Source organism: Mycolicibacterium lacusdiani (genome assembly GCF_021916785.1).
In the GTDB taxonomy this organism is placed as follows: Bacteria; Actinomycetota; Actinomycetes; order Mycobacteriales; family Mycobacteriaceae; genus Mycobacterium; species Mycobacterium lacusdiani.
On record NZ_JAKCFC010000002.1, the window covers coordinates 212,028 to 232,815 of the forward strand.

General features: G+C 69.9%; 20 protein-coding genes. 18 read left to right on the plus strand and 2 right to left on the minus strand.

What is annotated here, in order from left to right:
• The first annotated feature begins 94 nt into the window (after positions 1-94).
• From dacB to LOK44_RS05990, 5 genes are all read left to right on the plus strand, one after another.
• Positions 95-1,483 (plus strand): D-alanyl-D-alanine carboxypeptidase/D-alanyl-D-alanine endopeptidase, encoded by a 1,389-nt coding sequence (gene dacB, locus LOK44_RS05970; RefSeq protein WP_237569110.1) that lies wholly within the window; start codon positions 95-97, stop codon positions 1,481-1,483.
• Complete coding sequence (locus LOK44_RS05975) at positions 1,480-2,583, plus strand: Rv3626c family coenzyme F420 biosynthesis-associated protein (protein ID WP_237569111.1); 1,104 nt, start codon at positions 1,480-1,482, stop codon at positions 2,581-2,583. The genes dacB and LOK44_RS05975 overlap by 4 nt, the downstream gene beginning before the upstream one ends.
• A complete protein-coding gene (gene tilS, locus LOK44_RS05980) occupies positions 2,562-3,524 on the plus strand; it encodes a tRNA lysidine(34) synthetase TilS (RefSeq protein WP_237569112.1) in 963 nt (320 codons plus the stop codon). Before LOK44_RS05975 ends, tilS begins: the two co-directional genes overlap by 22 nt.
• A gap of 70 nt (positions 3,525-3,594) precedes the next feature.
• Positions 3,595-4,212 (plus strand): hypoxanthine phosphoribosyltransferase, encoded by a 618-nt coding sequence (gene hpt, locus LOK44_RS05985; RefSeq protein ID WP_237569113.1) that lies wholly within the window; start codon positions 3,595-3,597, stop codon positions 4,210-4,212.
• Between the two features lie 16 nt (positions 4,213-4,228).
• Entirely contained in the window at positions 4,229-6,472 is a 2,244-nt protein-coding gene (locus LOK44_RS05990; protein WP_237569114.1) for a molybdopterin-dependent oxidoreductase, read from the plus strand.
• Positions 6,473-6,478: 6 nt separating this feature from the next.
• Here the strand turns inward: LOK44_RS05990 and LOK44_RS05995 are convergent, their stop codons facing one another.
• On the minus strand, positions 6,479-7,222 hold the full coding sequence (locus LOK44_RS05995; RefSeq protein ID WP_237569115.1) for an SIMPL domain-containing protein: 744 nt from the start codon (positions 7,220-7,222) through the stop codon (positions 6,479-6,481).
• 232 nt (positions 7,223-7,454) lie between these two features.
• Here LOK44_RS05995 and ftsH point away from each other — a divergent pair, with 232 nt between their 5' ends.
• From ftsH to LOK44_RS06050, 11 genes are all read left to right on the plus strand, one after another.
• Positions 7,455-9,851, plus strand: a complete 2,397-nt coding sequence (gene ftsH / locus LOK44_RS06000; protein ID WP_237569116.1) for an ATP-dependent zinc metalloprotease FtsH — start codon at positions 7,455-7,457, stop codon at positions 9,849-9,851.
• A gap of 16 nt (positions 9,852-9,867) precedes the next feature.
• Positions 9,868-10,479, plus strand: coding sequence for a GTP cyclohydrolase I FolE (folE, locus tag LOK44_RS06005; protein ID WP_237569117.1), 612 nt, complete (start codon positions 9,868-9,870; stop codon positions 10,477-10,479).
• Positions 10,480-10,523: 44 nt separating this feature from the next.
• Positions 10,524-11,345, plus strand: coding sequence for a dihydropteroate synthase (gene folP, locus LOK44_RS06010; protein WP_237569759.1), 822 nt, complete (start codon positions 10,524-10,526; stop codon positions 11,343-11,345).
• Positions 11,338-11,718, plus strand: coding sequence for a dihydroneopterin aldolase (gene folB, locus LOK44_RS06015; protein ID WP_163921473.1), 381 nt, complete (start codon positions 11,338-11,340; stop codon positions 11,716-11,718). Before folP ends, folB begins: the two co-directional genes overlap by 8 nt.
• On the plus strand, positions 11,715-12,230 hold the full coding sequence (gene folK / locus LOK44_RS06020; protein ID WP_237569118.1) for a 2-amino-4-hydroxy-6-hydroxymethyldihydropteridine diphosphokinase: 516 nt from the start codon (positions 11,715-11,717) through the stop codon (positions 12,228-12,230). Before folB ends, folK begins: the two co-directional genes overlap by 4 nt.
• On the plus strand, positions 12,230-12,706 hold the full coding sequence (locus tag LOK44_RS06025) for a DUF3180 domain-containing protein (RefSeq protein ID WP_237569119.1): 477 nt from the start codon (positions 12,230-12,232) through the stop codon (positions 12,704-12,706). Before folK ends, LOK44_RS06025 begins: the two co-directional genes overlap by 1 nt.
• 76 nt (positions 12,707-12,782) lie before the next feature.
• Positions 12,783-14,291 carry a DUF6779 domain-containing protein gene (locus tag LOK44_RS06030; protein WP_237569120.1) on the plus strand — a complete coding sequence of 503 codons (1,509 nt, stop codon included), beginning with the start codon at positions 12,783-12,785 and terminating at the stop codon, positions 14,289-14,291.
• A gap of 106 nt (positions 14,292-14,397) precedes the next feature.
• Positions 14,398-15,327, plus strand: a complete 930-nt coding sequence (locus LOK44_RS06035) for a Rossmann-like and DUF2520 domain-containing protein (protein ID WP_237569121.1) — start codon at positions 14,398-14,400, stop codon at positions 15,325-15,327.
• The gene (gene panC, locus LOK44_RS06040) at positions 15,324-16,268 is read left to right on the plus strand and encodes a pantoate--beta-alanine ligase (RefSeq protein WP_237569122.1); all 945 of its coding nucleotides are present in this window, start codon (positions 15,324-15,326) and stop codon (positions 16,266-16,268) included. The genes LOK44_RS06035 and panC overlap by 4 nt, the downstream gene beginning before the upstream one ends.
• Positions 16,268-16,675 carry an aspartate 1-decarboxylase gene (gene panD / locus LOK44_RS06045; RefSeq protein WP_237569123.1) on the plus strand — a complete coding sequence of 136 codons (408 nt, stop codon included), beginning with the start codon at positions 16,268-16,270 and terminating at the stop codon, positions 16,673-16,675. Before panC ends, panD begins: the two co-directional genes overlap by 1 nt.
• Before the next feature lie 5 nt (positions 16,676-16,680).
• Entirely contained in the window at positions 16,681-17,484 is an 804-nt protein-coding gene (locus tag LOK44_RS06050; RefSeq protein ID WP_237569124.1) for a type III pantothenate kinase, read from the plus strand.
• On the opposite strand, the gene LOK44_RS06055 is transcribed toward LOK44_RS06050, so the two are convergent.
• On the minus strand, positions 17,481-18,734 hold the full coding sequence (locus LOK44_RS06055; RefSeq protein WP_237569125.1) for an alanine racemase: 1,254 nt from the start codon (positions 18,732-18,734) through the stop codon (positions 17,481-17,483). The two genes, LOK44_RS06050 and LOK44_RS06055, sit on opposite strands and share 4 nt — an antisense overlap.
• Before the next feature lie 23 nt (positions 18,735-18,757).
• On the opposite strand from LOK44_RS06055, the gene lysS reads away from it, so the two are divergent.
• Positions 18,758-20,287 carry a lysine--tRNA ligase gene (gene lysS, locus LOK44_RS06060; protein ID WP_237569126.1) on the plus strand — a complete coding sequence of 510 codons (1,530 nt, stop codon included), beginning with the start codon at positions 18,758-18,760 and terminating at the stop codon, positions 20,285-20,287.
• Between the two features lie 103 nt (positions 20,288-20,390).
• Positions 20,391-20,732 carry a histone-like nucleoid-structuring protein Lsr2 gene (gene lsr2 / locus LOK44_RS06065; RefSeq protein WP_163921495.1) on the plus strand — a complete coding sequence of 114 codons (342 nt, stop codon included), beginning with the start codon at positions 20,391-20,393 and terminating at the stop codon, positions 20,730-20,732.
• The last annotated feature ends 56 nt before the right edge of the window (positions 20,733-20,788 follow it).

The following is a 20,788-nucleotide window of genomic DNA, read 5'->3' on the forward strand; positions in this document are numbered from 1 at the left end:
CGATGACGCGGGTCAACCATAGACGAGCGATACCCTGTCAATTCAGGGCATTGCCTCGGGCAAGCGCTCGTCAGCACCTCAAGCCAGGAGAGTCATGCGGCCCACCCGGTGGCGCAGGTCCACCCACGTCCTCGTCGGCGTCGGGGTGCTGCTGGCGGTCGCCGTCCTCGTCACGGTCGCCGCGGTGTTCGTCGGAGGAGGTCCCCGCACCAGCGAGGCCCAGGCCGTGGATCCGCAACCGGAGCCCGCCGCCGCCGAACCCGCGGTGTACGGCCTGGACGACAGCGCGCCGAAACCGGCGCCCCCGCGGCTGTCGGCCGTCATCGGCCCGTTCGCGGCCGACCCCAATCTGGGCCGCCTCACCGGCCGCATCACCGACGCCGCCACTGGCGAGGAGCTGTGGGAGCGCGGTGCGTCGGTGCCGATGCAGCCCGCGTCGACCAACAAGCTGCTGACCGCGGCCGCCGCACTGCTCGCACTGGACCGCGACGCGACGCTGACCACGACCGTGCTTGCTGACCCCGACGAGCCGGGCGTGATGGTCCTCAAGGGTGGCGGCGACCCCACGCTGTCCGCCGCGGCCCCGAAGGCCACCACCTGGTATCGGAACGCCGCCCGGATCACCGACCTGGCCGCTCAGGTGCGCCGCTCGGGAGTCACGCCGAGGACCGTTCGAGTGGATCTGAGCGCGTACAGCGGGCCGACGATGGCGCCCGGCTGGGATCCGCTCGACATCCAGAACGGCGACATCGCACCGATCGAGTCGGTGATGCTCGACGGCGGACGCACCCAGCCCGTGAGCGTCGAGTCCCGACGTTCGACCACGCCGGCACTCGATGCCGGGCGTGCACTGGCCGTGGCGCTCGGCGTCAACCCGCGCAACGTCGGCGTCCTGCCGTCACCGCTGCGCGACGGCCGTGAGATTGCCTCGGTGGAGTCACCGCCGCTGATGGAACGACTCCGGGAGATGATGAATGCGTCGGACAACGTGATGGCCGAGAGCATCGGCAGGGAGGTGGCTGCCAAGCTCGACCGCCCCGCCAGCTTCGACGGCGCGGCCGGGGCGGTGCTCGAGCAGATCCGCCGCTCGGGCGTCGACACCGCGGGCGCCGTGCTGCGTGACTCCAGTGGCCTGTCCATCGACGACCGGCTGAGCGCCGAGACGCTCGACGAGGTCGTCACCGCCGCGGTCGGCGACGACGAGCCCAAGCTGCGCCCCCTGGTGGACCTGCTGCCCATCGCCGGTGGCAGCGGGACCCTGTCGAACCGCTACCTCGACACCGACGCCGGCCGCGAGGCCGCGGGCTACCTGCGGGCCAAGACCGGATCGTTGACGGGAACCAACGCGCTCGCGGGCATCGTCACCGACGAATCCGGGCGGGTGCTCACGTTCACGTTCCTGTCCAACGAGGCCGGGCCCACCGGCCGCACCTCGCTCGACGCCCTGGCCGCCGCACTCCGGTCGTGCGGGTGCAGCGCGTGAGCGCCGCGTCGGCTCCCACCGTCGGGCGCACCGTCGACTGGGACTTCGCAGCGACGGTCGCGCGCAAGCTCGTCCGTCCCACCCCGCCCGTCACCGAGTACACGCGACGCCAGGCCATCGAGCAGCTGTCGGAGGCGGCGCGGCGTTCCGAGGGCCCCGTGCGCGAGGTCACGGGTCTGGTCGAGGGCGCGACCATCACAGAGGCGCGGATCGTTGACCGTCGCGAATGGGTCACTGCCGCATCGCAATCCATGCGCGTGATGACCGGCGGTGACGGTGGCGAGCCCAGCGGCTTCCTGACCCGCCGGATCACCGGGGCGCAGACGGGTGCGGTGCTCGCCTTCGTGTCCTCGGGGATTCTGGGGCAGTACGACCCGTTCGCCGCGGGGTCCGGAGGGCAGGAGCGCAGCGACCCGGGGAATGGGTCCGGAAACGGAAGCGGCCCCGGCGAACTGCTGCTGGTGTACCCGAACGTGATCGCCGTCGAGCGGACGCTGCGCGTGCAGCCCGCGGACTTCCGGCTGTGGGTCTGCCTGCACGAAGTGACCCACCGGGTGCAGTTCCGCGCCAACCCGTGGCTCGCCGACCACATGTCGCAGGCGCTGGCCGTCCTCACCGACGACGCCACCCAGGACGCCGGCGCGGTGGTGGGCAGGCTCAGCGAGTTCGTCCGCGACCGCCGCAACGGCGTCGACGCCGAACCCAATGCCGAGGGCATCCTCGGGCTGATGCGTGCCATCCAGTCCGAACCGCAGCGCGCGGCGCTCGACCAACTACTGGTCCTCGGAACGCTTTTGGAGGGGCACGCCGACCACGTGATGGACGCGGTCGGTCCCGCCGTGGTGCCGACGGTGGCCACCATCCGGCGCCGGTTCAACGATCGCAGGCAGCGCAAGCAGCCACCGCTGCAGCGGGTCGTGCGGGCACTGCTTGGCTTCGACGCCAAGATGAGCCAGTACACGCGTGGCAAGGCGTTCGTCGACGACGTGGTGTCCAAGGTCGGCATGGAACGGTTCAACGTGGTGTGGACCGGGCCCGAAACTCTGCCGCTGCCAGCCGAAGTCGATGAGCCGCAGCGATGGATCGACAGGGTCCTGTAGCCACTCTGCGCCGCGCCGTCGAGGCCTTCGCGCAGGCGCACCCGATGAGCGACGACGCCTGGTGCGTGGCGCTGTCGGGAGGCGCTGACTCCCTGTCGCTCACCGCGGTCGCGGCACGCCTGCGGCCAACCACCGCGCTCGTCGTCGACCATGGTCTGCAGCCCGCGTCGGCTGCCGTCGCCGCGGCCGCATGCGCACAGGCCAGGCACCTCGGCTGCATCGACGCCAGGGTGCTGACGGTCACGGTCGGCTCATCCGGCGGGCCGGAAGCGGCAGCACGCCGCGCGCGCTACGCCGCCCTCGCCGACGAGCGCGCCGGCCGGCCAGTGCTGCTGGCGCACACACTCGACGATCAGGCGGAGACCGTGCTGCTGGGTCTGGGCCGCGGCTCCGGTCCACGGTCCATCGCAGGGATGCGCGCCCACGACCCGCCGTGGGGGAGGCCGCTGCTCGGGGTGCGCCGCGACGTCACGCGCGCGGCCTGCGCCGAACTCGACCTGACGCCGTGGGACGACCCGCACAACGCCGACCCTCGCTTCACCCGCGTGCGGTTGCGCGCCGAGGTGCTGCCGCTGCTCGAGGAGGTCCTCGGCGGCGGTGTCGCCGAGGCGCTGGTGCGCACCGCGGCGGCACTGCGCGAGGACACCGACGAACTCGACGCCCAGGCGTCGGCCCGGCTGAAGGCGCTTGCCGTCGACGGCGAACTGCCCGTGGAGGGCCTGGCCGAGTTCTCCGCCGCGATCCGGCGCCGCGTCATCAGGGGCTGGCTGCTGGCCCACGGCGCGACGGGCCTCACCGACAAGCAGATTCGCGGGGTCGACCTGCTGATCACCGACTGGCGGGGCAGGGGTGGCGTTGCGGTCGAGTCGCCGCACCGGGGCGAGCGCGTGTTCGCCGAGCGCCGCGGCGACCGGCTCGTGCTGCGTCGCGAGCCCGTGTGAACGGCCGCGGTTCGGACGCGCATCGCGGCTTCTGTTGGTCGCAGCGCGGCGGACGTGGCACGCTGTTGCCGTGGATCGGTCGAGCGAAGCGACGGGGGTTGATCCGACGCATCGTGCCGCGGAGCTGTACCCGGGCGACATCAAGTCGGTACTGCTCTCCGAGGAGCAGATCCGAACGCGGACCAACGAACTCGCCGAGGAGATCGGCCACGCTTACCGGGACGCGGTCGCCGAACACGGTGAGGACCTGCTGCTCGTCACGGTGCTCAAGGGTGCGGTCATGTTCGTCACCGACCTGTCCCGGGCGATCCCGCTCCCGACGCAGCTCGAGTTCATGGCCGTCAGCTCCTACGGTTCGTCGACGTCGTCGTCGGGTGTGGTGCGTATTCTCAAGGACCTCGATCGCGACATCAACGACCGCGACGTCCTGATCGTCGAGGACATCATCGACTCGGGGCTGACCCTGTCCTGGCTGCTCCGCAACCTCGCCAGCAGGCATCCCCGCTCGCTGAACGTGTGCACGCTGCTGCGCAAGCCCGACGCCGTCCGCACCGAACTCGACGTCAGCTACATAGGTTTCGACATCCCCAACGAGTTCGTCGTCGGCTACGGCCTCGACTACGCCGAGCGCTACCGCGACCTCCCCTTCATCGGGACCCTCGAACCGAAGGTCTACGAGAACCCCTGATCGTCAGGAGCGTGACGTGATCCAGCCCGACGCCGTCGACACCCACAGCCACACGGCACTGCGGATCTGTCCGTTCTGCGAGGCCACCTGCGGTCTGGTGCTCACCATCTCCTCGGGCGCGGTGACGTCTGCGCGTGGTGACCGCGAGGACGTGTTCAGCTCCGGCTTCATCTGCCCCAAGGGCGCGAGCTTCGGTCAACTCGACGGCGATCCCGACCGCCTCACCGCACCGCTGGTCCGGCGCGGCGGCGAACTGGTCGAGGCGACCTGGGACGAGGCGTTTCAAGCGGTCGCAGACGGGCTCGGCGCGGTGGTGCGCGAGCACGGCGGGCGATCGGTGGCCGTCTACGCAGGCAACCCGAACGCCCACACCATCGCGGGCGGCCTCTACGTCCCGTTGATCATCAAGGGCCTCGGCACCCGGCTGACGTTCTCGGCCAGCACGCTCGACCAGATGCCCAAGCACGTCTCGTTGGGCCTGATGTTCGGCAACCCCGTCGCGTTCACCGTGCCCGACGTCGACCGCACCGATCACCTCGTCGTCATCGGCGCGAACCCCATGGTGTCCAACGGCAGCCTCGCGACCGTGGCGGACTTCCCCGGCAAGCTCAAGGCGCTGCGCAAGCGCGGCGGACGGCTGATCGTCGTCGACCCTGCCAGGACCAGGACCGCCGAGTTGGCCGACCAGCACATCGCCCCGCGGCCGGGAACCGACGCCGCGCTGCTGCTCGCGGTGGTCCACACCCTGTTCGACGAGGATCTGGTGGACCTGGGTTCCCTCGCCCCGCACGTGACGGGACTGGAGGACGTCCGCGCGCTGGCCGACGGGTTCGCACCGGAGGTCGTCGCCGACCACTGCGGGGTGACCGCCAGCGAGATCCGCGGCCTCACCCGAGACCTGGCTGCCGCGTCGTCGGCCGCGGTATACGGCCGGATGGGCACCTCCACGGTCGAGTTCGGATCGCTCGGCAGCTGGCTCGTCGACGTCGTCAACGTGCTGACCGGAAACCTCGACCGGCCCGGCGGCGTGATGTTCCCGCAGTCGCCGGTCTCCTCGGCGCCGCGACCGCCCAAGCCGGGCCGCGGTTTTCGCACCGGACGGTGGCACAGCCGGGTGTCCGGTCACCCCGAGGTGCTGTCCGAACTGCCGGCCGCAGCGCTGGCCGAAGAACTCGCGACGCCGGGCGACGATCAGCCCCGCGCGGTGATCTCCATCGCGGGCAACCCGGTGCTGTCGGCACCCGACGGCGACGCTCTGAGCCGGGCGCTCGACGGCGTGGACTTCATGCTGAGCGTCGACCCCTACCTCAACGAGACCACGCGGCACGCCGACGTCATCCTGCCGCCGCCCCCGCCGTCGCAGAGCGCGCACTTCGACGTCGCACTGAGCAGCACGCCCGTGCGCAACAACGCGCGGTACTCGCCGCCGGCCGTCGAACTCGCGCCCGGCAGGCCCGACGAGCCTGAGATCCTGTCGCGCATCGCGCTGATCCTGTACGGCCTCGGCCCGTTCGCCGATCCCGCGCTCGTCGACGAGCAGGTGATCGCGATGACGCTGGCCAAGGAGACCGCCGATCCCGAATCACCGGTCGCCGGACGGGATCCCGAGGAGCTGGCGGCGATGCTGACCGCTGGGCGCGGGTACGAGCGCCGACTCGACATGATGCTGCGCCTCGGGCCCTACGGCGACTGGTTCGGCGCCCGCGAGGACGGTCTGACGCTGGAGCGGTTGAAGGACGCGCCGCACGGCATCGACTTCGGTGCGCTGCGTCCGCGGCTTACCGAGGTGTTGCGCACGCCGTCGGGCAAGGTCGAGCTGGCGCCGGCGCCGCTGGTCGACGACGTGGCGCGGCTGGCCGCCTCGCTGGAGCGCACCGCCGACGACTTCGTGCTCATCGGCAGGCGGCACCTGCGGTCCAACAACAGTTGGATGCACAACCTGCCCGCGCTTGCCGGCGGGACGAACCGCTGCACGCTCCAGATCCACCCGCTCGACGCCGAGGGTCTCGGCATCACCGACCGCGCCCGGATCAAGGGCCCCGGCGGCGAACTCGAGGCGCCCGTCGAACTGACCGACGCCATGCGTCGCGGCGTGGTGTCACTGCCGCACGGCTGGGGGCACGATCAGAGCGCCGGTCAGCGCGTCGCAGCCACACAGCCCGGCGTGAACGTCAATCAGCTCAACGACGGCCTGACGCTCGACCCGCTCTCGGGCACCGCCGTGCTGAACGGGATCCCCGTCCAGCTCGCCCCCGCCTAGCTTCGCCTAGCCGAGTTCCCACACGACGGTCACGGAGAACCCGACGGTCTGCTGACCCGGCGACAGCGGCACCGACATCGCCTCGGCCGCGTCGTAGCGGGGCATCGGGGTCGGGGGAGGAGTGGCCGCGCCGACCTCGGAGATCGAGATGACAGTGCCGAGGTCGAGGCCGGACAGTTCGGCGTACTGCTGAGCGCGGTCCTTGGCGTCGTTGAACGCGCGGGCGCGGGCGTCCTTGACCATCTGCGAGTCGTCCTCGATGGCGAAGCTGACTGAGTTGATCCGGGTCGCGTTGCCGCCGGTGGTCTGAATCGCGCTGATCGTCGGCGATGCGGCGTTGATGTCCCGGATCTTCACCGCGATCGAATTGCTCGCCTGGTAGCCGTTGATGACGCTGTTGTCGCCGTACTGCGGTTGCAGGTTGACCTGCGTGGTGCTGATGTCCTTGCGGTCGATGCCCTGGCCGGCGACGGCGTCGATGACCGCGGCCATGCGCTCGTTGGTCTGGTTCATCGCGGCGGTCGCGTCGGGGGCCAGCGACTCGATCGCGGCGTTGACGGTGACGGTGTCGGGCGTGCCCTCGACCTTGCCCTCGCCGACCACGGTGACCTGGCGCGGCGCAGGTCCGTCGGGTCCCGCGACCGGACCGGCGGGCGCCGAATCGCAGCCCGACACCGCCGCGACCAGCAGGCCTGCGACGGTGATGACGAGGACTCTGGACGGCTTCTTCGCCCACGCACTGATCGACATACGACGCACCATACAGACGGCGAGGACCGTCACCACCTGGTAATAAGGCCAAGATCGGCTCGAGCGTGGGCCTCGTGTACGCGAAACCTGGCTGCGGCGTGCACGAGGCCCACGTTCGGCGCGGTGCAGGCGTCGGGAACTACCGGACGTTGTTCTAGCGGTAGCCTTGAACATCCCATCTGCGCGTATCGGAAGGACCTGGCCGACATAACCCTGCTGGCCGAAGAGAACGATGAATCGTAAGAACGTCATTCGCACCCTCAGTGCAATAGCGGTGATACTGCTGCTGGGTTGGTCCTTCTTCTACTTCAGCGACGACACGCGCGGCTACAAGCCGGTCGACACGTCGGTCGCCATCGCCCAGATCAACGGCGACAACGTCAACAGCGCCCAGATCGACGACCGCGAGCAGCAGGTCCGGCTGGACCTGAAGAACGGCAACGGCGACACCGAGGACAGCAACAAGATCATCACCAAGTACCCGACCGGGTACGGGGTGCAGCTGTTCGAGGCGTTGAACGCGAAGAACGCCAAGGTGAACACCGTCGTGAACCAGGGCAGCGTGCTCGGTTCGCTACTGATCTACCTGCTGCCGCTGCTGCTGCTCGTCGGCCTGTTCGTGATGTTCTCCCGGATGCAGTCCGGCGGCCGGATGGGCTTCGGCTTCGGCAAGTCCAAGGCCAAGCAGCTGAGCAAGGACATGCCCAAGACCACCTTCGCCGACGTCGCAGGCGTCGACGAGGCGGTCGAGGAGCTCTACGAGATCAAGGACTTCCTGCAGAACCCGACGCGGTATCAGGCGCTCGGCGCCAAGATCCCGAAGGGCGTGCTGCTCTACGGTCCCCCCGGCACCGGCAAGACGCTGCTGGCGCGCGCCGTCGCAGGCGAGGCCGAGGTGCCGTTCTTCACCATCTCGGGCTCCGACTTCGTCGAGATGTTCGTCGGCGTCGGCGCCTCCCGCGTGCGCGACATGTTCGAGCAGGCGAAGCAGAACAGCCCCTGCATCATCTTCGTCGACGAGATCGACGCCGTCGGCCGCCAGCGCGGCGCCGGCATGGGCGGCGGGCACGACGAGCGCGAGCAGACGCTCAACCAGCTGCTGGTCGAGATGGACGGCTTCGGCGACCGCCAGGGCGTCATCCTGATCGCCGCCACCAACCGGCCCGACATCCTCGATCCCGCGCTGCTGCGTCCCGGCCGCTTCGACCGCCAGATCCCGGTGTCGAGCCCCGACATCGCAGGCAGGCGTGCAGTGCTGCGCGTGCACTCGGCGGGCAAGCCGATCGCGCCCGACGCCGACCTGGACGGGCTGGCCAAGCGCACCGTCGGCATGTCCGGCGCCGATCTGGCCAACGTCATCAACGAGGCCGCGCTGCTGACCGCGCGCGAGAACGGCACGGTCATCACCGGTGCCGCGCTCGAGGAGGCCGTCGACCGCGTCGTCGGCGGGCCGCGCCGCAAGGGCCGCATCATCAGCGAACTCGAGAAGAAGATCACCGCCTACCACGAAGGCGGGCACACGCTCGCGGCCTGGGCGATGCCGGACATCGAGCCGATTTACAAGGTGACGATCCTGGCCCGCGGCCGCACCGGCGGGCACGCCGTCGCGGTTCCCGAGGACGACAAGTCGCTGATGACCCGTTCGGAGATGATCGCCCGGCTGGTGTTCGCGATGGGTGGTCGCGCGGCGGAGGAACTGGTGTTCCGCGAGCCGACGACGGGCGCGGTGTCCGACATCGAGCAGGCCACCAAGATCGCACGCGCGATGGTGACCGAGTACGGCATGAGTTCGAAGCTCGGTGCCGTCCGGTACGGCACCGAACACGGCGATCCGTTCCTCGGCCGTTCGATGGGAACGCAGGCGGACTACAGCCACGAGGTCGCGCAGATCATCGACGACGAGGTGCGCAAGCTGATCGAGGCTGCGCACACCGAGGCGTGGGAGATCCTGACCGAGTACCGCGACGTGCTCGACATCCTGGCCGGCGAACTGCTGGAGAAGGAGACGCTGCACCGCGCCGAACTCAACGCGATCTTCAGCGACGTCGAGAAGCGTCCGCGCCTGACCATGTTCGACGACTTCGGTGGCCGCGTGCCTTCGGACAAGCCGCCGATCAAGACGCCTGGCGAACTCGCCATCGAACGCGGCGAGGAATGGCCCAAGCCGGTGCCCGAGCCCGCGTTCAAGGCGGCCATCGCGGCGGCGTCGCGCGCAGCGGACGCTGCGGCGCCCCAGAACGGCGCCAACGGCAACGGCTATCACGGCAACGGTTCCAACGGGGCGCCGGTCAACGGCGCCAACGGTGCACCTGGGAACGGTTCCACGCAGCCCGACTACGGTGCGCCTGCCGGATGGCACGCGCCGGGTTGGCCGCCCCGGCCGGGCCAGCAGTACCCGCCCCAAGGTGGCTACCCGCCGCCCCAGCAGGGCTACTGGTACCCGCCGCCGCCCCCGCAGCAGCAGTCGGGTTGGCCGTCCCATCCCGGGGCGCCACTCCCATATCCGCCGCAGCAGTCGTACCCTCAGCCGGGGTCGAACGTCCCCCAGGGTGGCACTCCCACGCCAGCCCCACAGGACGATCAGGAACACGGTGACCGGTCCGATGACCGGCCCACCCCGCCTGGCTGAGACGAACGGAGGCCCGATGACGCAGTCGGAGATCGATCCCATCCTGCGCAGCCCGATCGCCGAATTCGATCAGGCGCGAGCCGAGGCGGCGGTGCGCGAGCTGTTGATTGCCGTGGGCGAGGATCCGGAGCGGCATGGACTCCTGGACACCCCGGCCCGGGTTGCCCGGGCTTACAAGGAGATGTTCGCCGGGCTCTACGTCGACCCCGATGACGTCCTCAACACGACGTTCGACGAGCAGCACGACGAGCTGGTCCTGGTGAAGGACATCCCGATGTACTCCACGTGCGAGCACCACCTGGTGTCGTTCCACGGCGTCGCGCACGTCGGATACATCCCCGGCATCGACGGCAGGGTGACCGGCCTGTCGAAGTTGGCCCGGCTCGTCGATCTGTACGCGAAGCGCCCGCAGGTGCAGGAGCGCCTGACCGCGCAGATCGCCGACGGACTGATGCGCCGACTGAATCCGCGCGGCGCCATCGTCGTCATCGAGGCCGAGCACCTCTGCATGGCGATGCGCGGCATCCGAAAGCCCGGTGCGAGCACCACCACGTCCGCGGTGCGCGGGCAGTTCAAGACAGACAAGGCCTCCCGGTCCGAGGCGCTGGAACTGATCTTGCGCAAGTGAGCCGTCCGCCTGCGACCGATCCTCCCGTCGCTTCGCTCGCCCCGATGGTGATGGGGGTCGTCAACGTCACGGACGACTCGTTCTCCGACGGAGGCCAGTTCCTCGACCGCGACAGGGCGGTCGAGCATGCACTGGCTCTGGTCGCAGATGGCGCGGCGATCATCGACGTCGGCGGCGAGTCGACCCGGCCCGGCGCGGTTCGCGTCGACGCGGGTGTCGAGACCGGGCGGGTGCTGCCGGTCGTGGAAGCCCTTGCAGGCGAAGGGGTCCGAGTCAGCATCGACACCATGCACGCCGAGGTGGCTCGGGCCGCACTGGAATGCGGCGCGAGCATCGTCAACGACGTCTCGGGAGGCCGCGCCGACCCCGCGATGGCCCCGTTGCTCGCCGATGCGGGAGTCCCGTGGGTGCTGATGCACTGGCGATCGGTCGGCGCGGACCGTCCGCACGACGTGCCGCCCTACGGTGACGTGGTCGTCGACGTCCGCACCGAGTTGATGGAGAGCGTCGACGCGGCCGTCGCCGCGGGCGTCGACCCGGACAAGCTGATCATCGACCCGGGCCTCGGCTTCGCAAAGTCCGCTGCCCACAACTGGGCGCTGCTGCGGGCGCTGCCGGAGTTCGTCGGCACGGGGATGCCGGTGCTCGTCGGAGCGTCCCGCAAGCGCTTCCTCGGCACGCTCCTCGAAGACGCCGACGGACGACCCCGGCCGCCGGACGGCAGGGAGACCGCGACTGCGGTGGTCTCCGCGCTCGCCGCGCTGCACGGCGCGTGGGGTGTGCGGGTGCACGACGTACGGGCTTCGGTGGACGCGTTGAAGGTCGTACGGGCGTGGAATCATGTTGGAGGTACAACCGGTGGCTGATCGAATCGAATTGCGCGGCTTGGCCGTTCGCGGCAACCACGGCGTCTTCGACTACGAGCGCGCCGACGGGCAGGACTTCGTCGTCGACCTGACGGTGTGGGTGGACCTGGCCGCGGCCGCCGCCAGCGACGACCTCGCCGACACCCTCGACTACGGCGCGCTGGCGCAGCGGGCGTACGACATCGTGGCAGGCCCGCCGCGCAACCTCATCGAGACGGTCGCCGCCGAGATCGCCGACGATGTGATGGGCGATGACAGGGTGCACGCCGTCGAGGTGGTGGTGCACAAGCCGCAGGCGCCGATCCCGCTGGCGTTCCGCGACGTCGCAGTGGTGGCCAGGCGGTCGCGGCGCAACGGCAGGGGTGCTGAGTGACGACGGTGGTGCTCTCCGTCGGCTCCAATCTCGGCGACCGGCTCGCGCACTTGCAGTCGGTCGTCGACGGTCTCGGCGGTGCCGTCCGCGCCGTCTCGCCCGTGTACGAGACCGATGCGTGGGGCGGCGTCGAGCAGGGTCCGTTCCTCAACGCCGTGGTACTGGCCGACGATCCGGCGCTTGACTGCCGCGGCTGGCTCGACCGCGGTCAGGAACTGGAGCGGGCCGCCGAACGCGTCCGCGAGGTGCACTGGGGACCGCGCACCCTGGACGTCGACATCGTGACCTGCCACGACGGCGCCGACGAGGTTCTATCGCCGGACGAGGCGCTGACCCTTCCTCACCCGCTCGCACACCAGCGGGCGTTCGTGCTCATCCCCTGGCTGGCCGCCGACCCGACCGCCACTCTGACCGTCGCCGGCGCACGTCGGCCCATTGCCGTACTCCTCGACGGCATCGACGACTCGGAGCGCGCCGGGGTGCGAACCACCGATCTGGTTCTGACGATCTGATGGGCCCCACCCGCAAACGGGACCTGCTCGCCGGGACGGCGCTGGTCGCCGTCGTCGGCTACGTCATGGTCGCAGGCCTGTATCGCTTCTTCCCCCCGCTGACCATCTGGACGGGGATGTCGCTGCTGGCCGTCGCGGCCGCCGAGGCCGGTTGGGCGTTCTACTTGCGCTCGAAGATCAGTGCGGGTGAGGTCGGATTCGGCACCGGCCGTCTGCATCCGCTGGCGGCTGCCCGTTCGGTCATGGTGGCCCAGGCGTCGGCTTGGGTGGGCGCCCTGGTCCTCGGCTGGTGGCTGGCCGTGGTCGTCTACCTGGTCCCGCGCCGCGACGTCATGCGCGTGGCGGCCGAGGACACGGCGGGCGCGGTGGTGGCTGGTGTCAGTGCGCTGGCGTTGGTCGTCGCGGCGCTGTGGCTCCAGCATTGCTGCAAGTCGCCGCAGGATTCGCAAGACGATCCGGATGGCGTGAGGGACTAGGGGAACGCCAGGTCGGGACGCCGAATCGCCGCCGCGGTCGACACGCGACGCGACCTGTGACCGGTACAGTCCTCCCATGGCCGATCCGACCCGTGGTGTGCGCCCCAGGCGTGCCAGCCGCAGGCCGGGTGGGGCGCTGCTCACGACGTTGCTGGTGCTCGCCATCATCGCCAGTTCGGCGCTGGTGTTCACGAATAGCGTTGAGCTGCTGAAGCTTGCGGTCATCGTCGCGCTGTGGGCGGCGGTGGTCGCGGCGTTCGTCTCGTTCATCTATCGCCGACAGGCCGACGTGGATTCGGCGCGCGCCCGCGACCTCAAGCTGGTGTACGACTTGCAGCTCGATCGAGAGATCTCGGCGCGCCGCGAGTACGAACTCGGCCTCGAGTCGCAGTTGCGCCGCGAGCTGAGTTCGGAGCTGCGCGCACAGTCGGCGGACGAGGTGGCCAGTTTGCGTGCCGAGCTGGCGGCACTGCGCGCCAACCTCGAGATCATCTTCGACGCCGATCTCTCGCATCGGCCTGCGATCGAGACCGAGCGGACGACGGTGCACCGCTTCCCCGACTGGGACCGCGTGGGCGACCATCCGGGCGAGCGCGAGCGCGTTGCGAGCCCCGGTCGCGTGGTCAGCAGCCGCATCGACGCCGAGGACGCCGACGAACCGGAACCGAACACCGAGGAAAGCCCGATCATCGACGTCCCGGTCGAACCGCCACCGGAACCCGAGCGCCCGGCACCGGAGTTCGGCGGTGCCCATCGGCTGGGGTCGGAGTCGGGCACGCCCATGGGTCCCCCCGCCGCGACGTGGCCGCCCCCGCCCACCGCCGCAGCGAGTCCCGCCTTCGCAGCGCCGCCACCGCCGCCTCCCATGCGTGCGCCGGAGCCTGCAGGCGCACCCGAACCCGAGGTGCGGGTGTCATGGCTGCCCACCTCGCCGCCACCACAGCCACCGACGCCCCCGCCGCCACCCGTGGCGCCCACGCCCGCACCGGACGTGCCGCCGCCCGCCGCGCGCTCACCGTGGCAGGAGCCCGAACGGCCGGGCAGGCACACCTCGGCGAGCGACGCCGCGGGTTGGCGCCCGGCTCCCGCCGAGGGTGAGTTCATCCCGGCCGGTGCACCCGGCAGCAATTGGGTGTCACCCGTGGTGGAGCCGACGCCGGATCCCACCGAGCCGCAGGCGCCGGAACCCGCCGAGCCGCCGACGCCGGAGCCCACCGGGCCGCGGGCGCCGGAAGCCACCGAGCCACCTGCGGCGCCTCCCAGCGAGCCGGCCGTGCCGCCGGTGATGGCGCCGCCGCCGACCGAGTCCCGCGGTCGCCACTCGGGCAGCGACGCCGCCGCCGACGACGGGCCCCGCCGGGCGCGGCATTGGGCTCCTGGAGTCGACCCCGGCAAGGCCCCGACGCCGCCCACCCTGGCATCGCCCACCCCGGACCGGGCGGCCAGGCACCGCCCGCCGGAGGAGCCCGAGGACGCCGAGGAACCGCAGGGCCAGCACGCGGACGGGATGCCTGCGTCGGAACTGCTGGCGAGGTTGCAGGCAGGAGCCGGGGGCAGCGGCCGGCGGAGACGGCGAGAAGACTAGGGCCGAACAGGCCGTCGCCTGCGATGAGTTAATCTCTTGGCGGCCGTCCGGTACCCGCTGAGCGGGCCTGGAACGAACGAAGAACGACGTCAGCGAGGTCGTCTAGGTGGGGACGCCCAACGGATTCCGTCCAGCACGGCTGTCGGTCGGCATCATCTCGGCCGGTCGGGTCGGGACCGCGCTCGGAGTCGCACTCGAACGGGCCGAGCACGTCGTCGCGGCCTGCAGTGCCATCTCCAAGGCGTCGCGCCGTCGCGCTGAACTCCGCTTGCCCGAGACTCCCGTGCTGCCAGTGCACGACGTCGCCGCGCGAGCCGAACTGCTGCTGCTGGCCGTGCCCGACGTCGAACTGCCGGGCCTGGTCGCGGGGCTCGCGAGCACCGGCGCGGTCCGACCGGGCACCATCGTGGTCCACACTGCAGGCGCCAACGGGATCGGCGTCCTGGCGCCGCTGACCGAACTCGGCTGCATCCCGCTGGCCATCCACCCGGCGATGACGTTCACCGGGGCGGACGAGGACATCGCGCGGTTGTCGGAGGCCTGCTTCGGCATCACTGCGGCCGACGAGATCGGCTACGCGATCGCGCAGTCGCTGGTGCTCGAGATCGGTGGGGAACCGTTCCGCGTGCGCGAGGATGCCCGCACGCTCTATCACGCGGCTCTCGCCCACGGCGGGAACCACGTCATCACCGTGGTGCTGGACGCCGTCGAAGCGCTTCGCGCCGCCATCAAGGGCCAGGAACTGCTCGGCCAGGAGCTGGTCGGCGACGGGCCCGGTGGCATCGCCGAACGGGTTCTCGCGCCGCTGGCGCGGGCCTCGCTGGAGAATGCGCTGCAGCGTGGACAGAGTGCGCTCACCGGCCCGGTGGCCCGCGGTGACGCCGCCGCCGTCGCCGGTCACCTCGCCGCGCTGCGGGAAGTGGATCCGGAACTGGCGCAGTCATATCGAGCGGTTTCGTTGCGAACGGCCCAGCGTGCCCACGCGCCCGCCGACGTGTTCGCCGTGTTGTCCGCAGAGTCGGAAGGATCGTCGTGAGCACTCGTAGACCGCCCAAGTTCAACCCGGGTGAGCTGAACGTCTACTCCAAGCCGACTGACGTGTCCGACGTGTCGCGTGCGTTGCGCACCACCGGGCGCCGCGTGGTGCTGGTGCCGACGATGGGCGCGCTGCACGAGGGGCACCTCTCGCTGGTGCGCAAGGCCAAGGCCGTTCCCGGTGCGGTGGTCGTGGTGTCGATCTTCGTCAACCCGCTGCAGTTCGGCGCCAACGAGGACCTGTCGGCCTACCCACGCCCACTCGAGGACGACCTCGCCGTGTTGCGGGACGAGGGCGTGGAGATCGCATTCACCCCGAGCGAGGCCGACGTGTACCCGGCCGGTCGGCGCACCACGGTGCATCCCGGGCCGCTCGGCGCGGAACTCGAGGGCGCCTCTCGGCCAGGGCATTTCGCCGGGATGCTGACCGTCGTGCTCAAGCTGCTGAACATGGTGGCACCCGATCAGGCGTTCTTCGGAGAGAAGGACTACCAGCAGTTGGTCCTGGTGCGGCAGATGGTCGCAGACCTCGATCTCGGCGTCCGGATCGTGTCCGTGCCGATCGTGCGCGAGGCCGACGGGCTGGCGATGTCGTCGCGCAACGTCTACCTCGACGAGGTGCAGCGCGAGCAGGCGGGCGCGCTGTCGGCAGCGCTGCTGGCAGGCTTGTACGGGGCGGCGAGCGGCGCGCAGGAGGCGTTGGAGGCTGCGCGTGCCGTGCTTGTCGAGGTGCCCGCACTCGAGGTCGACTACCTGGAGGTGCGCGACCCGTGGCTCGGCCCGGCGCCCGCCGAGGGCCCGGCCCGGATGCTGGTGGCGGCGCGCCTCGGCGCGACGAGGCTGCTCGACAACATCGCGGTCGACGTCGGCGCGTCCGCAGGCATCGACGGCCACTCCCGGGTGGAGTCGGACGCTGACCGCGAATTCCCCTGGAGGATCTGATGTTCCGGACCATGCTCAAGTCGAAGATCCACCGCGCAACGGTGACCCAGGCCGACCTGCACTACGTCGGATCGGTGACCATTGACGCCGATCTGATGGATGCGGCCGATCTGCTCGAGGGCGAGCAGGTGACCATCGTGGACGTCGACAACGGTGCCCGCCTGGTCACCTACGCCATCACCGGCGCGCGGGGTAGCGGAGTGATCGGGATCAACGGTGCGGCAGCGCATCTGGTCCATCCCGGCGATCTCGTCATCCTCATCGCCTACGGCACCATGACCGACGAGCAGGCGCGGACGCACCAACCTCGCATCGTCTTCGTCGACGGGCAGAACCGGCAGATCGACCTGGGCACCGACCCGGCCCACGTGCCGAACGGCGCCACCGACCTGCTCTCCGCCCGGTAGCGGCCGTGCTCCTCGCGATCGACGTACGCAACACCCACACCGTCGTCGGCCTGGTGTCCGGATCGGGTGATCACGCGAAAGTGGCGCACCACTGGCGCATTCGCACCGAATCCGAGGTGACCGCCGACGAACTCGCCCTCACCATCGACGGACTGATCGGCGACGACGCCGAACACCTCACCGGTGCCACGGGCCTGTCGACGGTGCCGTCGGTACTGCACGAGATCCGGGTGATGCTCGAACAGTACTGGCCGACGATTCCGCACGTGCTCATCGAACCCGGTGTGCGAACCGGCATCCCGCTGCTGGTCGACAACCCCAAGGAGGTTGGGGCGGACCGCATCGTGAACTGCCTAGCCGCCTACCAACGGTTCCACTCCGCCGCAATCGTCGTCGACTTCGGCTCGTCGATCTGCGTGGACGTCGTGTCGCACAAGGGTGAATTCCTCGGCGGTGCGATCGCGCCGGGCGTTCAGGTCTCCTCTGATGCCGCCGCAGCGCGGTCGGCCGCCCTGCGGCGGGTCGAGTTGACCAGGCCCCGGTCGGTGATCGGCAAGAACACCGTCGAGTGCATGCAGGCCGGTGCGGTGTTCGGATTCGCGAGCCTCGTCGACGGTCTGGTCAACCGGATCCGGGAGGACGTCGACGGGTTCGGCGGCGACGACGTGGCCGTGGTGGCCACCGGTCACACTGCGCCGCTGGTGCTTCCGGACCTGCACACCGTCGGGCACTACGACCCCCACCTGACCCTCGACGGTCTGCGGCTGGTGTTCGAGCGCAACCGCGACGGCGCGCGGGGCAAGCGCTAGAAGAACGTGCGGGCGAGGTCCGTTACGCGGCCCTCGTCGTCGAGCACCGGTATCAGCTGCCACTTGTCGAACGTCGTGCACGGGTGCGAGACACCGAATTGGACCCAGTCGCCGACGCGGGCACGCGGCGCGTCCGAGTCGCCGATGCGCAGGAAGGCGTGCTGGTCGTTGAGCGCGCTCACCCGGCTGTCTGGCATCCCGTAGGGCACCGGCAGGTCACTGTCGTGGGACACGTCGCGGCGGCCCATCGTCAGTAGCGCCAGATTGGGCTCCGGCCGCGACACCACCTGCGCCCACACCGTCAGCGCGGCCCGCAGCGCCAAGGGGGACGTGCGGGCGTACAGGCCGTCGTCGTGCGTCAGGTAGCAGCCACTGCGCAGCACCGTGCGCACGTCGAGCCCGGACGGCCAGCCGCCTGCCAACTCGTCGACGACCGCGTCGAAGAACGTGGAGCCGCCCGCGGTGACGACGACCGTGTCGGCCTCGAAGAGCCCCGACAGCCGCTCGACGGCCGCACGGATCTCGCGCAGGTAGGCGCGCACCAGGCCACGGCTGTCATCGGACACGTCGTGCCCACGCGCGGCCTCGTACCCCGAGACGCCGACGAGTCGCAGGCGCGCGGACGCCGCGACAGCCCGGGCCACCGCGTCGACGTCCGCGGCGCTGCGACAGCCGGTGCGACCGCCTGCCATTCCGACCTCGACGCAGACCTCGAGGGGCCGCCTGGCGCCCGCCGCCGTCAGGGCCCCGGTCATAAGCTCCACGCCCGCCACCGAATCGACCCAGCAGACGACCTCGAGGTCGGGATGCTCGTCGAGGTCGGCGGCCAGCCACCGCAGCGCTGCGGCATCGACCACCTCGTTCGCCAGCACGATGCGCTGCACCCCGAACTGCCGGAAGACGCGCGTCTGCCCGACCGTCGCAGCGGTCACGGCCCATGCACCGGCATCGAACTGCCGGGCCAACAGCTGCGGTGACATGTGCGTCTTGCCGTGCGGAGCCAGGTCGACGCCGCGGTCACGGCACCAGTTCGCCATCACCTCCGCGTTGTGCGCCAGCGCGCTGTCGGACAGCACGCACAACGGGCCGACCGCGCCGTCGCCGAACGGCTCGGCCCGCTCGTCGCGCAGGCTCGCCGGCGTGCGACCCCACCAGGACGAGGGGATGCCCTTGAACCGCCAGTCGAGGGGATCGCGGTCCAGCGCGGCGAGGAACCGGGCGGCTGCCGTCGCGTCGAGGGGAGCGGTCACTCGTTCATTTAAGCTGGCACGTCGTGAGCACTGCTGATCGTCCCGAGAGCCGCGAGGTCTCCGACCCCGGCCCCGACGTCCCCGAACAGTTCCGGATTCGTCAGGCCAAGCGGGAACGGCTGATCGCAGAGGGCCGCGACCCCTACCCGGTCGAAGTGGCCAGGACCCATGCGCTCGCCGAGGTACGCGCGACCCACGCCGACCTCGAGCCGGGCGCCGAGACCGGCGAGTTCGTCGGTGTCGCAGGCCGCGTCGTGTTCGCGCGCAATTCGGGCAAGCTGTGCTTCGCGACGCTGCAGGAGGGCGACGGAACGCAACTCCAGGTGATGATCAACCTGGCGAAGGTGGGCCAGGAGTCGCTCGATTCGTGGAAGGCCGACGTCGATCTGGGCGACATCGTGTTCGTGCACGGTGAGGTGATCAGCTCGCGGCGCGGTGAATTGTCTGTGCTCGCCGATTCCTGGCAAATCATTTCCAAGGCACTGCGGCCGCTTCCCGTGGCGCACAGGGAAATGAGCGAGGAGTCGCGCGTCCGCCAGCGCTACGTCGATCTGATCGTCCGTCCCGAAGCCCGCACGATTGCGCGGCAGCGCATCGCGGTGGTGCGGGCCGTGCGTTCCGCGTTGGAGCGGCGCGGGTTCCTCGAAGTCGAGACGCCGATGCTGCAGACACTGGCAGGCGGGGCCGCCGCGAGGCCATTCATCACGCACTCCAATGCGCTCGACGCAGACCTCTACCTCCGCATCGCGCCGGAACTGTTCCTGAAGCGATGCCTCGTCGGTGGTTTCGAGCGGGTCTTCGAGTTGAATCGCAACTTCAGAAACGAAGGCGCCGATTCGACGCATTCGCCGGAATTCGCGATGTTGGAGACATATCAGGCCTTCGGAACGTATGACGATTCCGCAGTCATGATGCGGGAGATGATTCAAGAGGTCGCCGACGAGGCGATTGGCACCAGGAACGTAACCCTGGCCGACGGCACTACCTACGATCTCGACGGAGAATGGGCCACCGTCGAAATGTATCCGTCGCTGTCTGAGGCATTGGGCGAGGAGATCACCCCCGACACCGAGGCGCCATACCTCTGGGCGATGGCCGACCGCTTGGGTCTCGAGATCGCCCGTGACCGTGGCTATGGGCACGGAAAGCTGGTCGAGGAACTGTGGGAGCACACAGTCGGAGAGACTTTGTGGGCGCCAACCTTCGTGCGTGACTTCCCCGTCGAGACCGCGCCGTTGACGCGCGCCCACCGCAGCATTCCCGGCGTCACCGAGAAATGGGACCTGTACGTCCGGAAGTTCGAGCTGGCGACCGGCTATTCCGAACTCATCGACCCCGTGATCCAGCGCGAGCGATTCGAGGCCCAGGCGCGCGCGGCGGCGGCCGGCGATGACGAGGCAATGGTCCTGGACGAGGATTTCCTCGACGCACTCGAGTACGGGATGCCACCCACCACGGGCACCGGAATGGGCGTCGATCGGCTGCTGATGGCATTGACGGGCTTGTCTATTCGCGAAACGGTTTTGTTCCCGATAGTGCGACGTCAAGGCTGACCGAACCCTCAGTTATCATACTTCTTGAATGATTCGTTTTTTCGTGTCAATATTGCGTATGGGTTCGCGTGAACCCAATGGGGGCAGAAGGGTCTGTGGGCTAATGGCGAAGAAAGTTACCGTCACCTTGGTCGATGATTTCGATGGTGAGGCAGCCGCCGACGAGACCGTTGAATTCGCGCTCGACGGGGTGAACTACGAGATCGACCTTTCCGCGAAGAATGCCGCAAAGTTGCGCAACGACCTGAAGTCATGGGTCGAGGCGGGCCGCCGGGTCGGTGGCCGCCGTCGTGGCCGCTCGGCAGGCACCGGTCGCGGTCGCGCCTCGATCGACCGCGAGCAGAGCGCAGCCATCAGGGAGTGGGCGCGCCGCAACGGTCACAACGTCTCCACCCGCGGCCGGATCCCTGCCGACGTCATCGACGCATTCCACGCCGCAACGTAGGCCGACGTTGCCGTTCGCGGCGCCGCACCGCCCTGGCGCGGGATCCGTTCGCTAGC

Excerpts from the sequence above, each read along its gene's own strand:
- LOK44_RS06030 (WP_237569120.1), top strand. The coding sequence starts at position 12,783 with ATGGCCGATCCGACCCGTGGTGTGCGCCCCAGGCGTGCCAGCCGCAGG.
- LOK44_RS06025 (WP_237569119.1), top strand. The coding sequence starts at position 12,230 with ATGGGCCCCACCCGCAAACGGGACCTGCTCGCCGGGACGGCGCTGGTC.
- LOK44_RS05995 (WP_237569115.1), bottom strand. The coding sequence starts at position 7,222 with ATGTCGATCAGTGCGTGGGCGAAGAAGCCGTCCAGAGTCCTCGTCATC.
- ftsH (WP_237569116.1), top strand. The coding sequence starts at position 7,455 with ATGAATCGTAAGAACGTCATTCGCACCCTCAGTGCAATAGCGGTGATA.
- lsr2 (WP_163921495.1), top strand. The coding sequence starts at position 20,391 with ATGGCGAAGAAAGTTACCGTCACCTTGGTCGATGATTTCGATGGTGAG.
- dacB (WP_237569110.1), top strand. The coding sequence starts at position 95 with ATGCGGCCCACCCGGTGGCGCAGGTCCACCCACGTCCTCGTCGGCGTC.
- folE (WP_237569117.1), top strand. The coding sequence starts at position 9,868 with ATGACGCAGTCGGAGATCGATCCCATCCTGCGCAGCCCGATCGCCGAA.
- folP (WP_237569759.1), top strand. The coding sequence starts at position 10,524 with ATGGTGATGGGGGTCGTCAACGTCACGGACGACTCGTTCTCCGACGGA.
- tilS (WP_237569112.1), top strand. The coding sequence starts at position 2,562 with ATGGATCGACAGGGTCCTGTAGCCACTCTGCGCCGCGCCGTCGAGGCC.
- panD (WP_237569123.1), top strand. The coding sequence starts at position 16,268 with ATGTTCCGGACCATGCTCAAGTCGAAGATCCACCGCGCAACGGTGACC.